At 68.0% G+C, this 14,119-nt stretch carries 8 protein-coding genes and 1 pseudogene; 3 read left to right on the top strand and 6 right to left on the bottom strand.

The window, feature by feature from the left end; translation table 11 throughout:
• The coding region (locus tag AC1DSO_RS22765; RefSeq protein ID WP_477070982.1) for a TonB-dependent receptor domain-containing protein at window positions 1-1,841 on the bottom strand (1,841 nt) is incomplete at its 3' end.
• 455 nt (window positions 1,842-2,296) lie between these two features.
• Between AC1DSO_RS22765 and AC1DSO_RS22760 the strand changes: the two genes are divergently transcribed.
• Genes AC1DSO_RS22760 through AC1DSO_RS22750 form a run of 3 tightly spaced genes read left to right on the top strand, consistent with a single transcriptional unit; the run spans window position 2,297 to window position 6,713 of the window.
• Window positions 2,297-4,621 (top strand): TonB-dependent receptor, encoded by a 2,325-nt coding sequence (locus AC1DSO_RS22760; RefSeq protein ID WP_477070981.1) that lies wholly within the window; start codon window positions 2,297-2,299, stop codon window positions 4,619-4,621.
• On the top strand, window positions 4,621-5,199 hold the full coding sequence (locus tag AC1DSO_RS22755) for a hypothetical protein (RefSeq protein WP_477070983.1): 579 nt from the start codon (window positions 4,621-4,623) through the stop codon (window positions 5,197-5,199). Before AC1DSO_RS22760 ends, AC1DSO_RS22755 begins: the two co-directional genes overlap by 1 nt.
• Window positions 5,199-6,713 (top strand): PepSY-associated TM helix domain-containing protein, encoded by a 1,515-nt coding sequence (locus AC1DSO_RS22750; RefSeq protein WP_477070980.1) that lies wholly within the window; start codon window positions 5,199-5,201, stop codon window positions 6,711-6,713. The genes AC1DSO_RS22755 and AC1DSO_RS22750 overlap by 1 nt, the downstream gene beginning before the upstream one ends.
• 107 nt (window positions 6,714-6,820) lie before the next feature.
• On the opposite strand, the gene AC1DSO_RS22745 is transcribed toward AC1DSO_RS22750, so the two are convergent.
• The 5 genes and pseudogenes from AC1DSO_RS22745 to AC1DSO_RS22725 form a co-directional block, all read right to left on the bottom strand.
• The gene (locus AC1DSO_RS22745) at window positions 6,821-7,738 is read right to left on the bottom strand and encodes a formylglycine-generating enzyme family protein (RefSeq protein ID WP_477070979.1); all 918 of its coding nucleotides are present in this window, start codon (window positions 7,736-7,738) and stop codon (window positions 6,821-6,823) included.
• Between the two features lie 38 nt (window positions 7,739-7,776).
• On the bottom strand, window positions 7,777-9,426 hold the full coding sequence (locus tag AC1DSO_RS22740) for a sulfatase family protein (RefSeq protein ID WP_477070978.1): 1,650 nt from the start codon (window positions 9,424-9,426) through the stop codon (window positions 7,777-7,779).
• Complete coding sequence (locus AC1DSO_RS22735; RefSeq protein WP_477070977.1) at window positions 9,423-11,138, bottom strand: sulfatase-like hydrolase/transferase; 1,716 nt, start codon at window positions 11,136-11,138, stop codon at window positions 9,423-9,425. The genes AC1DSO_RS22740 and AC1DSO_RS22735 overlap by 4 nt, the downstream gene beginning before the upstream one ends.
• A 66-nt stretch (window positions 11,139-11,204) precedes the next feature.
• Window positions 11,205-13,709 carry a TonB-dependent receptor gene (locus AC1DSO_RS22730; RefSeq protein ID WP_477070976.1) on the bottom strand — a complete coding sequence of 835 codons (2,505 nt, stop codon included), beginning with the start codon at window positions 13,707-13,709 and terminating at the stop codon, window positions 11,205-11,207.
• Between the two features lie 101 nt (window positions 13,710-13,810).
• Window positions 13,811-14,119: pseudogene (locus AC1DSO_RS22725) on the bottom strand (hypothetical protein); the annotation flags it as partial.

Below are 14,119 nucleotides of genomic sequence, written 5' to 3'. Positions count from 1 at the left end.
GCGTAGCGGCCATAGACGGAGAAATGCGGCGTGAGCAGATAGCTGGCGCCGATCGTCCAGGCGACCTTGTCCTGGGTCCTACGAGTCACCGCATAGGTTCCATCGAAGGTCGAGCCGACCGTGCGTACCACGCCGACTACGCCGGGCTGGACCGGCTGGTTGACCGCCGCGGTATTGCCGTCGAGGAACTTGGCCTTGTCGCTTTCCCAGCGGACCCCGCCATCGATGTGGATCTTGTCGCCGATCGCCAGCTCGTCGTTGGCGTAGAGCGACAGCGACTTGTCGGTGCGCTGGCGCATGCCTTGGCCCCAGTTGCCATAGGACACCATCCCGTTGTCGCTCAAGGTTCCGATGACCTGGTTGGCGGCGTCCAGCGCGACGATGTCGTAGATGTCGCTGTTGGTCCGAACATCGTTGACCACCGACGCGACCGCCGACTGGTTCTGCTTGCGGCTGACGTCGTAGTATTGGACGCCCGTGGTCAGGGAGTTCGTGAACGAACCGCTCGTGTACTCCCAGCGCGTGCCGATGTTGGCGCCGAAGTCGTGGCCCGTCTGATAGTCGTGGTTCAGCGTCGTCTGTTGAAGGAAGCCGTTGCCGTTCAAAGCGTTCAAGGTCGCGGTGTCGTTCGCTCCGGTGACCATGCCGGTGCGCAGGTTCTTGATGCCGAAACGCACTGTGGCCGGATAGGCGGCGGTTCCCGCGGTCAACAGGTCGTTGATCGGCGAGGCCGCGCCCCGCGTCAGATAGGTCACCGCGCTGGCCAGGCCCGCATTGCCAGTGCCCGAACCGGGGAAGAGGCCGTTGAAGTCGTCGGTCAGGTCCAGATAGCGGGCGCGGGCGAAGATCTCGACCGTATCGCTGAGCGGCTTTTCGAAATCGACGCGCAGTTGCTTGGTCTTGACCCGCACGCCTTCGCTCAGGCGGAAATCACGGAACCCGTCGCGTTCGACGAAGGTCGACACCGGCACGGAGATGCGGGTGAAGGCGTCGCCGCCGACGTTGCCGAATTGGGTATCCAGCCCGGGAATGCTGCTGGGTTTGCCGTTGTTGAAGGCATAGGGCTGGTCGGCATAGTAGGCGGCCTGCATGTCGCCGATCTTGCCGGTCACGCGCAGAAAGCCGCCCTCGTCGAAGCGATATTCCAGCATCGCCTTCAGGCGGTAGCCTTCGTAGTCGAACGTGTTCTTGCGCACGCCGGGGCTGCTCTGGACGTATCCCCCGACGTTAAAGGCCAAGTTCTTGGAAATGGGAGCGGAATAGTAAAAGTCGCCGCGCTTGAGGCCGTAGTTGTAGCCCGTGGCCCGCAACATCCCTTCCGGCTTGTCGAAATTGGGCTTGCGCGACAGGAAGTTGATCGTGGCGCCCGCGCCGTTGACGGTCAGGATGCCCGAGGTGCCGCCCTTGACCGCCTCCATTCGATCGATCGTGATGTCTTCGGAAAAGAAGAAGTCCGCGCCGCCGCCCTGGTAGATGACCGGAAGACCATCCTCCTGGAGCTGGATGAAGCGCTGCCCCCCACCCTGCAGGCCACGCACCGAATAGTTGTTCGACAACTCACCCGCGGTGCCTTCGACAAAGATGCCAGGCACCATCTCGAGCAGGTCGGCGGTCGAGCGGGGAGCCTTACGTTCGATATCGGCGCGCGTGGCCAGGGTGATGTCGGCCGACGCGGTGATCAGCGGGCGATTGCGCGAGGTCATGCCGGTGACGACGATTTCGCTGACGGTCTGATCGGCAGTGTCGGCAGGCGGCGTCGCGGCCGTTTGAGCCCAGACCGGAGCGGCAAAGCAGCTGCAACCGGCGAGCAGCGCGGCGCGAAGAGCGTGGCGTTTATGCATGAATCCTCCCCAGGAAATTGGCCCCGCTTGAAACTGCGAGTGTACCAATAGCCGATGTAGGACGATTGCAATTCAATTGCAATCGTTTGTTTTCAGCTTAACCGTACGGTCTACTACTGATGATCGCGGGCTCATATGCGCAAAGAGATCGCTCGAGTTAAGCTGCGTCGCAAATCCGCGACCCGTCCCATTCGCCCCGTCAGAACGGCTGGCGCCTTGGCCGGTTCAGTCCCGACGTTGTGGCGTGCGTGCGCTATTTCGGACCTTGGCTCCGCAGGAAATCGGGCCTTCGGGCGGGTTCGTCGCGTAAGGTTGAGCCGTCGCCAGAATGCGGACGTTGTCGCGACGATCGCCCGCTCGCCGATCCTATTAACAGGCGAGTGCGCTTTGCGAATGAGATTGACTCGCATTGTTAAGACAAAGTACCTGCCCCCCTGTTCTTGACGGGGGTTCGCATGAGACGACGACTGCTGACGGCCAGCGCGCTGGGCGCCTGGGCTCTGGCCCAAGGGGCGGCCGCTGAGACGGCCCCGCCCCCGCCCCTCGACCCGCAGTCGACCGCGGTCGAGGCGGTGATCGTCACGGGCGAGAAGTCGTCGCGCACCCTGCAGCAGACGATCACCAGCGTCGCGGTGACCACCGCCGCCAAGATCGAGCGCGAGAACATCCAGACGCTCTACGACGTGGTCAATCGCACCGCCAACATGAGCGAGACCTACGGCAAGACCGGCTTCACCATCCGTGGGATCAGCAACAGCAACGTGTCAGGCGGCGGCACCGGCGGCCTGTCGACCGTCTATGTCGACGGCGCGGCCCTACCCGAGCAGGCCGTGTTCAGCGGTCCGCTGGACATGTGGGACATCGGCCAGGTCGAGATCCTGCGCGGCCCGCAATCGACGCTGCAGGGACGCAACTCGCTGGCCGGCGCGGTGATCATCCGCTCGACGGACCCCAGCTTCGACTACGGCTTCCGGGCCCGCGCCACGGTCGCCAGCGGCGACGAGCGCGCGATCGCCTTCGCCGGCGGCGGTCCGCTGATCGCCGACCAGCTGGCCTTCCGCCTGGCCGCCGAGAAAAAGGACTCCGACGGCTTCCTCTACAATCCCGTGCGCCACGAGGACGTCGACGCGGTCGACAATCTCAGCGTCCGCGGCAAGCTGCTGCTGACCCCCATCGCCCTGCCCGGCCTCAAGGTGCTGGCGACCTACGCCCACAACAAGCGCAAGTCCGCCTACCTGTTCACCTATGCCCGCACCGATACGCCGGACTATTACGACCATCGACTGGACTATTCGAACGACCCGACCCGCACCGACTCCAAGGTCGACATCTTCACCCTCGAGACGACCTACCGGCTGAACGACGCGCTGACGCTGACCGGCRTCGCCTCGTGGAACAAGAGCGACTCGCTGGGCAGCTATGACACCGACTACACCGCCGCCCGGCTGGCCTACGGCACGCGCGACCAGAACATCAAGACCGCCTCCCAGGAGCTGCGGCTGAATTACGAGGGCGAAAGGCTGCGGGGCCTGCTGGGCCTCTATCACGCCCGACGCGACACCAAGGACCTGACGGTCAGCATCACCAATGTGCCGTTCCCCAAGCCCGCCCTGGTCAGCGTCCTGACCTCGACCCTGCTGGCAGGGGTGAGCGGTCCGACCCCCGCCCAACAGGCCGCCGCCGCGGCCCAGGCGAACGCCTTCGCCGACCTCTATGTCACCGCCCTGCCGGTGATCCCGGTCGACTATTCCGGCAGCCTGCCCGAAGTGGTCGAGACCACCGCCCTCTTCGCCGACGGGTCGTTCGCCGTGACGCCGAAGCTCAGCCTGCTGGGCGGGTTCCGCTACGACCACGAGGAGAACACCAGCAGCAGCGTGCAGTCGGCGACCTTCGCCGGGACCTATCCCGACCCGGCCGCCTTCGGCCCGTTCGCCGCCTATGTGACGCTGGTGAACCAGTTCGTCGGCGGCATGGTCGCCCAGGCCGGCTCGACCGCGCCCAAGGCCACCCGCAAGTTCAACGCCTTCTTGCCTAAAGTCGGGGTCAAGTACGACTGGACCGGCGACATCTCCACCAGCCTGACGGCCCAGCGCGGCTACCGCTCGGGCGGCTCGACCGTCAATATCGCCCGCTCGCGGGTGTCGCCCTACGACCAGGAATACACCTGGAACTACGAGGCCGCCCTGCGCACGGCCTGGCTGGACGGGGGCCTGACGGTCAACGCCAACGCCTTCTATGTCGACTGGAAGGACCAGCAGGTCCTCGTCAATCTGGGCCTCAACACCTACGATTCCCAGGTCGAGAACGCGGGCAAGTCGCACCTGTACGGCTTCGAGGTCGAGGTCGCCCAGCGGGTCGACGAAGCGCTGAGCTGGTACGCCTCGCTGGGCCACACCCGCACCAAGTTCGACGACTTCAGCGTTGATATCGGTGCGACCAGCACCGACCTGTCGGGGGCCGAGTTCCCCTATGCGCCACACTGGACCCTGAGCGCCGGCGTCGACTACCGCTGGACCAACGGCCTGGTCGGCCATCTGGACGGCAGCTTTCGCGGCAAGGCCTACCAGCAGGCCGATATCAGCCAAGCCAGCGACGCCGTGGTGAAGAGCCGCGTGCTGTTCAACGGCCGCTTCGGCTACGAGCGCGAGCACTGGGGGGCCTATGTGTTCGGCAAGAACCTGCTGAACGCCACCTACAGCCAATACAAGCGCAATGACGTGCCGATCGCCCTGCTGAGCGAGCCCCGGGTGGTCGGCGTCACGCTGGAGACCCGCTGGTGATGGAACCGCTGGCTCCCAACGCCGCCGTCGGGCTGGCGCTCGCCCCCGTGACCCTGGCCGGCGCCCTGCTGCTTCGCCAGGCCTGGCGGAAGGTCTCGCCCCAGCGCCCCCGGCTGATCGTAGGCGGCTGGGGTCTGCTGGCCCTGGCCCTGGCCCTGGGCGTCGTCCTGCTGGGCGCCGCGCGCGGCCCGGCCATCGTGCTGGCCCTAGCCTCCACCGCGGCCCTGGCCCTGGTCGCCGTCGGCGTCGAATGGCGCGACGCCAAGCGGAAGGTCTCGCGCGAGCTGGCCCTGGAGCCGTCCGAGCGCCGACGCGTGGTCTGGCGCGGCTGGCTGCGCGGCTTTCTCGCCGGACCGCTGGCCGGGATCGCCGCGCTGGGCTGCGGCCTGGCGGTGGCGATCTGCGCGCCCGGTCAGGTGCAGAGCCGCATGGTCGTCGGCGGGTTGCTGGTCCCGTTCCTGTGGGCCGGCGGCATGGCCTGGACCCTGTCGGACGACAAGATCCTGCGCGCCTTCGCCGTGCTCTCGAGCGTGGCGGTCGTCACCCTGGGCGCGGCCTTCCTGAAGGGAGCGATTTGATGGACGGCTCAGCCTCCACCGAGACGACGTCGAACCCGGCCAGGCCCGGCAAGCCGATCTGGCCTAAGGTCCCCGCCGAGTTCGTGCGCGCCATGCTGGCCGGGCACTCGGCCCTGGGCCTGGCGTTCGCGGCTCTGATCTATCTGGTCTGCTTCTCCGGCTCGATCGCCGTCTTCACCCAGGAGTACGGCCGCTGGGAGCAGCCGGCGGGCCCGGTCCTGAGCCAGGCCTCGTCCCAGGCCGTCGATGCGGCGTTCCGCGCCGTGCTGGCCAAGAACTCCAAGGCCCACGACCTGTATGTTCGCCTGCCCGAGCCCGCCTATCCGCGCCTCAGCGTGCATGGCGACGACGCCAAGGGCGGCGAGCATACCTGGATCGCCGACGCGTCCGGGCGGCTCGTCCGCGAGGAGAAGACGCCCTGGACCCAGTTCCAGGCCGACCTGCACACCGTCCTGCACCTGCCGCGCGCCTGGGGCGGCTTCATCGTCGGCCTGACCGGCGTGGCGCTGCTGTCCTCGCTGGTGTCGGGCGTGCTCTCGCATCCTCGCGTCTTCAAGGACGCCTTCGCCTTGCGCTGGGGCGGGTCCAAGCGCCTGCAGGAGGCCGACCTCCACAATCGCATCAGCGTCTGGGGCCTGCCGTTCCACCTGGCGGTGTCGCTGACCGGGGCCTTCCTGGGCCTGACGACGATCATCGTCGGCGTGCTGGCCCTGGCCACCTTCAAGGGCGACACCGCTAAGGCCTACGCCCTGTTCGCGGGCCCCAAGGTGGTCGACGATCCGCGACCGGCCGCCCGGGTCATCGACATCGCCCAGGTGCTGACCAATCTGGAGGCCGCCTATCCGGCGGCGCGGGCCAGCTACCTGTTCATCGAACATCCCGGCGAGACAGGCCAGCACGCCAGCGTCTCCCTGATCACACCCGGCCGCCTGTCGCGCGGCGAGCTGGTGGTGGTGGGCGGCGACGCCAAGCCGCTGGGCGAGGTCGGCTACGAGAGCGGCAGCGTCGGCATGCGCGTGCTGTCGACCATGACGCCGCTGCATTTCGGCTGGTTCGGCGACTGGCCGGTCAAGGTCGCCTACCTGCTGCTGGGCCTGGGCCTGACCGCGGTCACCTCCAGCGGCGTCGCGATCTGGCTGGCCCGCCGACGCGACAAGGGCCGCCCGGCCCCACGCTGGGAGCGGGTCTGGATCGCCTTCGTCTGGAGCCAGCCCTTCGCCTACGCCGCCTCTGCCTTGGCGGCGCTGCTGCTGCCGGCCCCGCCGGTGGCGATCTGGGGCGCGGCGACCTTGGCGGCCAGCGCCACGGCGATCGCCTGGACTCCCCCGGCGATTTCGATCCGGCTGCGCGTCGCGACGGCCGGCCTCCTAGCGCTCACCGTCTGTGCTCACGTGACAGCGAACGGCGCAAGGATCGCCGACGGAGTGGCCTGGCTGGTCGACGCCGGCCTGCTCATCGCCGCCCTTGTCCTGGCTGGGAGCGCCTACAGATCAGGTCGCGCCCAAGTCGTTTAGCCGATACGACCCAGTCGTCGGCCAGCCTCGCTCGGACCGTCCTCCGCCATCGTCGGGCAAGAAAACCCCAGGACCGTGACGTTCGATCGACATTGAAACGGCAGTCTTCAGTCAGGCGCGGCGTCTCGCACGACACAGCGGAAGCCGATATGGCTGGTGGCGCTCTCGACCGTCTGCGGGATGCGGGCGGCGGGCCGGTAGCGCTGGCAGTAGTTCTCGGCGCACAGGTGCGATCCGCCCTTGAGCACCTTGCGCGGGATCGGCGTCTGGGGCTGGGCCGGATCCAGGCTGCCCTCCATGGCGCCGCCGCGCGGGTTCGTCGGCACGCAACAGCCCGGCCCCTTGGGGATCGGCAGCGACCACCAGTCCGACGTCCACTCCCAGACATTGCCGATCAGGTCGTAGACGCCGTGGCCGTTCGGCGGAAAACGGCGCACGGGCGACGTCCGTTCGAAGCCGTCCAGGCGCAGGTTCTGGCCYGGAAAGACGCCCTGCCAGTAGTTGCACATCATCCGCCCGTCGGGCGCGAGCTCGTCGCCCCAGGCGAACTCGGCCTCCTCCAGCCCGCCCCGCGCGGCCAGCTCCCATTCGGCCTCGGTCGGCAGGGACTTGCCCGCCCACGCGGCGTAGGCCTCGGCGTCGCGATACGAGACGTGGACCACCGGATGGTCCTGCAGGTTCAGGGTCGAGCTGCCCTTGCCGTACGGCTTTCGCCAGTGGGCGCCGAAGGTGAAGGCCCACCACGATAGCGGCGCGTCCAACGACACCGGCCCCTTCGGCGGCTGAAACACCAGCGATCCCGCCTTGGCCATCGACGCGGGCATGCCCGGATAGTCGCGCGGGTCCGGCGCGATCTCGGCCTCGGTGACGTGGCCGGTCTCGCGGACGAAGGCGGCGAACTGCCGGTTGGTGACCGGGACCTCGTCGATCCAGAAGCCGTCGACCCGCACGCGGCGGACCGGCGACTCTTCCGGATAGAAGCGGTCCGACCCCATGGCGAAGTCGCGCCCCTCGATCCTGATCATTCCCGACGTCGCCGGCGCCCCGCTCATGTCCGCTCCGCCTACTGCCGCCGAGGGAAGTAGGGCTGGCCCTTCTTCTCGGCCTCCAGCTTGGCCGGCGAGTCGGGGAACAGCCCATTGAAGCGATCGACCGGATTGGCCGGCCGCAGCCACGTTTGGGGGAATTCGGCGGCCTTGGCCCCATCGAGGCTTCGGAAGACCTGGCCCTGGCTGGCGCGTTCGGTGAACGGCACCGCGTGCTGGCCCTTGGCGTTGGCCAGCTTGGCGAACAGGGCCTTGCGCAGGTCGATCTTGGTCTGGAGATAGGCCGGGTCGTCGATGAGGTTGTTCATCTCGTCGGGGTCCTTGGCCAGGTCGTACAGCTCTTCGAGATCCCAGACCCCATGGTACTGGATGTACTTCACCCGGCCGCGCTCGATGGCGAAGGTGGTCGGGGTCTGGGGGAACGTCCACTCCCAATAGTATTCGTAGACGAAGTCGTCCTCCGCCCAGTCCGCCGGCTTGACCTTGCCCGTAGCCAGCGGCAGGACGCTGCGGCCCTCGAACTGGGCCGGCCGCGCCGCGCCGGCGGCGTCCAGGAAGGTCGGCGCCAGGTCGAGGTTGCGGACCCGGCTCTCGACCACCGCGCCCTTCGGGAACCGCCCCGGCGCGTAGGCGACCATCGGCACCCGGATCGAGGCCTCGTAGGCGTCGCGCTTGTCGATCAGGCCGTGCTCGCCGAACTGGAAGCCGTTGTCGCTGAAGAACACGATGATGGTGTTGTCCTCCAGGTGGTTGGCCCGCAGATAGGCCAGCACCCGCCCGACGCTGTCGTCCACCGGGCTCAGGCCGCGGTAGTACTCGCGCATGTATTCCTTCAGCGGCCTGTCCTGGTTGTAGAAGTAGTCGACGCCATGCCAGCTGTTGCGCTGGTTGCGCACCCAGATCGGCTTGCCGCGGTTGTTCTGCGGCGTGTCGGCCATGCTGGCCGGCAGCTTGATGTCGAGATCCTTGTACTGGTCGGCATAGCGCTCCGGCGCCTTGATCTCGGAGTGCACGGCCTTGTGGGACAGGTAGAGGAAGAACGGCTTGGACTTGTCGCGACCGTGCTCCAGCCAGTCCATCGAATAGTCGGTGAGTTCGTCGGTGATGTAACCCTTCTGGGCCACGGCTTTGCCGTCGACATCGAGCATGTTGCGCTGTCCGGCCGCCACCTGCTGGGGCGACAGGCCGTCGGTCGGCAGATAGTTGCCCTGACCCAGGAAACTGACCCAATGGTCGAAGCCCGGCCGGGGCCCGTCGCTGGCGTCGCCCATGTGCCACTTGCCGACGAAGGCGGTCTGGTAGCCGGCGCCTTGCAGGTACTTGGGAAAGAAGGTCAGCCCGGCCTCCGACGAATTGTTGTTGTCGATGACCCCGTGATTGCGCGCGGTCATCCCGGTCAGGATGGTCGCCCGACTGGGCGAGCACAGCGACGAGGTCACCACGGCATTGGGGAAATAGACCCCGTTCTTAGCCAGGAAGTCGATATTGGGCGTCTTCAGCCCCGGCGTCAGGAAGCCCATCGCGTCGTAGCGCAGGTCGTCGACCAGGATGAAGACGATGTTGGGGCTCGTGGCCGGCGGCGGCTCGGCGCGGGCGGCGCACGCCCAGGCCGCGGCCAGCAGCGCCGTCGCGAAGGCGCGCGCGGCGGAGATCAGCGATTTGGTCATGGGCGCTCCTGGGCGCTGGCGGCGAGCTTGGTCGCCCAGCCGCGCGGATTGGCTTCCGCCTCGGCGCGGAAGGCGGCCAGCCGCCCGGCCAGGCGCTTGGCCGCGGCGGGATGCTTGGCGCTGACGTCGTGGGATTCGTTGTCGCCGTTCAGGCGGTACAGCGCTGGCCGGGCGCCATAGGGCGCGGCGGTCCCGGTCGGGGCCAGCGGCCATTTCTCGGCGATCACCGTGCGGTACTTGAAGTCCGCGTCGCGCACCGCCTGGAACTCGCCCGAATAGGCCGTGACATAGTAAAGGACGTCGTGCGGCGAGGCCCCGCCCGCCAGCAGGCCGGCCATGTCCCGGCCGTCGATGACGCGGTCGGCCGGCGGGGCGATCCCCAAGATCCCGAGCAAGGTCGGGAACAGGTCGATGTTCATCGCCATCGCCTCGCTGACGGTCCCGGGCTTGGTCTTGCCCGGCCAGATCACGAAGCCCGGCACGCGCATGCCACCCTCGTAGGTCTCGCCCTTGCGCCCGCGCAGGTCGCCGACGCTGCCGCCCTGGTCGCCGCCGTTGTCGCTGGTCACGACGACGATGGTGTCGTCGGCGATCCCCAGGTCGTCGATGGCCTTCATGATCCGGCCGACATTGGCGTCGAGGTCCTCGACCACGTCGCCGTAGACGCCGCCTTCCGAGACGCCCTGGTGCTTCGGGTTGGGATAGTGCGGCAGATGCGGCGCCGTGTACGGCACATAGGCGAAGAACGGCTGGCCGGCGCTGGCCCGCATGAAGCCGATCGCCTCGTCGGTGAACCGTTCGGTCAGGGTGCGCTGATCGGTCTTGTCGGCCGGCGTATCGACCTTGGTCCCGCGAAGGATCGGCAGCGGCGCCATGTCGTTGCTGTAGAGCACGCCGAAATAGTCCTGGAAGCCCAGGTCCGTCGGGCGATGGCCGGGCGTGTCGCCCAGGTGCCATTTGCCGAAGGCCCCGGTCCGGTAGCCGGCCCGCGCCAGCACCTCGGGCAGCAGGATCTCGTCGGCGGGAAGGGCGTTGGCGTAGCCGGCCGAGCGGCGGATCCGCGCCATCGGGTTGTCGCTCGGGAAGAAGACGTGGTTGGCCGCCCGCGAGCGGGTCGGATAGCGCCCGGTCAGCAGCGCCGCCCGCGACGGCGTGCAGACCGGCGAGCCCGAATAGAACTGGGTCAGCTTCACGCCCTTGGTCGCCAGGGCGTCGATGTTGGGCGTCTTGATCAGGCGATTGCCGTACGAGGACAGGTCACCGTAGCCGAGGTCGTCGAACAGCAGCACGACGATGTTGGGCGCCCGCCCGGCGACCGGTCGGATCGCCGACAGATAGGCCTGCTTCTGGGCCAGGTGCTCGGGCGCCGGCTCGGCGTTGATCGCCGCCGCCTTGGCCAGGGCCGTGTTGGGCCGTAGCGCGACGTCCAGCCTGGCCCGGCCGGTCTCGGGCACGGTCACCTGTTGGCGCGCGCTCGCCAGCCCCATGGCCGTGACCAGCACCTCGTACTGTCCCGCCGGCAACCGTGGCAGGTCGAACGCCCCGTCCCGCCCGGTCGTGTCGCCGCGCAGCAAGTCGTTGATCACCACCTTGGCGCCGGCCACCGCCGCGCCGTCCGGCCCGACCACCTTGCCGGTCACCTCGCCAGCCAGGGACGGCGACGCCAGCGCCAGGGCCGCCGCGCCGATCAGCCAGATCGCCTTGTGTTTCATCGAACGCCTCACGTCACCAATCCGGGGAAATCGGGCGCCCGCGCGTCGGCGGGCGCCCAGGCGTCGTCAGTGGAACTTCGCCGACAGCCGCAGGCCGTACAGGCGGGGCGGGGCGTAGAACGCCGTGCCGTTGGTCGTGACCCCGGTCGTGGCGTTGGCGTTGGAATTGGTGCGAACCGCCTTGTCCTCGAGGTTGCGGACATAGGCCATCAGCGACCACCGCCCCTCGCCGCTGGCATAGGTCAGCGACAGGTCGGTCTTGGTGAACGCCTTTTGCCGGTTGCTGGCGAAGCCGTGGAACTCGAGCTCCTTCTCGCTCTCGTAGTGGCTCTGCACCCGGCCGGTCAGGTTGGCGCCGTTGGCCAGTTCGAAGGTATGGGCGTAGCCGGCGGTCAGGCTCCAAGTCGGGGTCCGCGCCATGTGGCAGCCGGCGAAGTCGCCCGCGCGCGGCGACGGCGCGGCGTAGTTGGCCGTGTAGCAGCGATCGACCGAGGCGTTGCCGGCGTAGTTGACGAACGGGTCCCCGAGCGGCAGCACGAAGGTCTCGTAGCGGGCGTGCAGCCACGACAGGTTCAGGTCGACGACGTCGGCGCGGGTGAACTTGAAGTCGCTCTCGACCTCGACGCCGTAGATCACCGCCTTGCCGGCGTTGCGGGTCACCAGGGCGTTCTGGCCGGCGATGTTCTCGACCGCCGAGACCTGCAGGTCGCGGTACTCGTTGTAGAAACCGGCGACGTTCAGGCGTAGCCGGCGGTCCAGGAACCGATTCTTCGACCCGATCTCGTAGGCGGTGATGTGCTCGGGCTCGTAGGCGTTCGGCGGCAGGCCGTCGAAATAGCCGCCGGCCTTGTAGCCCGTGGACGCCTGGGCATAGAGCATCGAGGTGTCGCTCAGATCGTAGTCCAGGCCCAGCTTCCAGTTGGTCGCGTTCCAGGTCTCGTCGGACAGATTGCGCACCACCAGCGACAGGATCGAGAAGTCCGGTTTCAGCAGATAGGTGTTGCCGTTGCGCCCCTTGTGGTCGTGGGTGTAGCGCGCCCCGGCGGTCAGCCTCAGCTTCTCCGTCACCGAATAAGTCGCCTGGCCGAATGCGGCGACCGACCGCGAGAAGATGTAGGGCTGGAAGAACGCCAGATAGTTGCCGTTGGCCTGCAGGATGCGGGTGTCGGTCGCGCTCTTTTCCTTGAAGGTGTAGAGACCCGTCACCCACTTGAGCTTGCCGCTGTCGGCGCCTAGGCGCAGCTCCTGGGTCTCGCTCCAATTGTCCTGCGTCTGGTAGGTCGGGCGGTGATTGTCCGAGGCCAGGTTCTCGGTGACCGTGTTGACGTCCATCTCGCGATGGCCGCCCAGATAGGTCAGGGTCGCCCAGTCGAAATCGTAGTTGGCCTCGACCGTCAGGTTCTTGAAGCTGTTGTCCTGCGAGATGTTGACCTTGGCGTAGGTCGCGTAGGGGTCGCCGGTTTCGAGCGGAAAGGCCACGTCGGAGAAGCCGGCCCCGCCGCGATGCATATAGTCCCCGCGCACCAGAATCTTCAGCCGCTCATTGGGCTGGTAGAGCACCGACAGCCGGGCCGAGGAATCGTCCTGGTCGTTGCGGTCGTTGCCGCCGGTCCCGGGGCCCTTGTTCACCGCCTTCAGATAGCCGTCGTGGCGGGTGGTCTGGAACGCGGCGCGCACGGCCAGGGCGTCGCCCAGCGGCACATTGACCATGCCGCTCGTGGTCAGGGCGGCGTAGTTTCCGACCTCGACGTCCAGCGCGCCTTCGTAGACGTGCTTGGGGGCGTTGGTGATGATGTTGATGGCCCCGGCCGTGGCGTTGCGGCCATAGAGCGTGCCCTGGGGGCCGCGCACGACCTCCACCCGGTCGAGGTCGTAGAACAGCCCGCTGATCGCGTTGGCGCGCGAGACGTAGATCCCGTCCACGTGCACGGCCACCGCCGGGTCACCGACCACCGTGGTGTTGGTGCTGCCCACGCCACGCATGAACACCTGGGCGTTGCCGCCGCCGCCGTTGCTGATCTGCAGGCTGGGCGCCTGGCTGGACAGGTCGACGATGTTCTTGACGCCCTGCTTGGCCAAGGACTCGCCGGTCGCGGCCGACACCGCCAGCGGCACCGACTGCACGGTCTCGGCGCGGCGCTGGGCGGTGACCACGACCTMCTCCACCTGGATCGGCTCGGGCGCGGCCCCGGCCCGGACCTGGGCGGGCGTCGCCGCCGGCGCGGCGGCCTGGGTCGCCACCTTGATCATCTCGGGCGCGTCGGCCCGGACCACCGCGAAGCCGTTCTGGGCGCGGACGAACGTCAGGCCGGCGTCGCGCAGCAGGCGGCGCAGCGCCGCCTCGTCGTCATAAGTCCCGACCACCTCGACCGAGCGGCGGCCGCGGACGCGATCGTCCGTGAACGAGATCGGACGCCCGCTCTGCAGGCCAAATTCCTTCAGGGCCCGCGCCAGGTCCTGGGACTTGATCTGGTAGCTCCGCGCCTCGGCATGGGCCGCGGTCGCGACCAGCGCCGCCAGGGCGCTCCCCATCAGCCACGGCGCGACGCCGCCCCTTGAACGGTGCATCATCTTGGTTCCCTCCCCACGGCATGTTGGCTGCCGTTTCAGGGTTAGAGTCGGCTCCGTCGAAACACCTCAGCGACGGGACGAAAAAACTTCAGGCCGCCCGCTTAAGGCCCCGCCAGAGCGTAGCGCGCGCCCGGCGCCCGGCGCGCCAGGCCCAGCGCTTCGGCCGAGGCGATGAAGGCGTCCGGATCGGACGACGGCAGGACGGCGCTCATGCGCCGCTCGGCCACTTCGGGGGCCACCACGATCGGCTGGACGGAATAGCGATTGAGCTCGGCGGCGATCACGCTCAGCGGGGCGTCGTCGAAGACCAGCCGGCCCGACGTCCAGCCCTCGGCGCCGCGCGTGTCGGTGCGACTGAGGTTCCAGCCGCCCTCGCCCGCCACCAGCTGGTAGCCCGCATTCATGTCCAC

The sequence above is a fragment of the Caulobacter sp. P4_E5 genome, assembly GCF_056401555.1.
This window is presented reverse-complemented; position numbering and strand designations above follow the sequence as displayed.

Excerpts from the sequence above, each read along its gene's own strand:
- AC1DSO_RS22755 (WP_477070983.1), top strand. The coding sequence starts at position 4,621 with ATGGAACCGCTGGCTCCCAACGCCGCCGTCGGGCTGGCGCTCGCCCCC.
- AC1DSO_RS22735 (WP_477070977.1), bottom strand. The coding sequence starts at position 11,138 with ATGAAACACAAGGCGATCTGGCTGATCGGCGCGGCGGCCCTGGCGCTG.
- AC1DSO_RS22740 (WP_477070978.1), bottom strand. The coding sequence starts at position 9,426 with ATGACCAAATCGCTGATCTCCGCCGCGCGCGCCTTCGCGACGGCGCTG.
- AC1DSO_RS22750 (WP_477070980.1), top strand. The coding sequence starts at position 5,199 with ATGGACGGCTCAGCCTCCACCGAGACGACGTCGAACCCGGCCAGGCCC.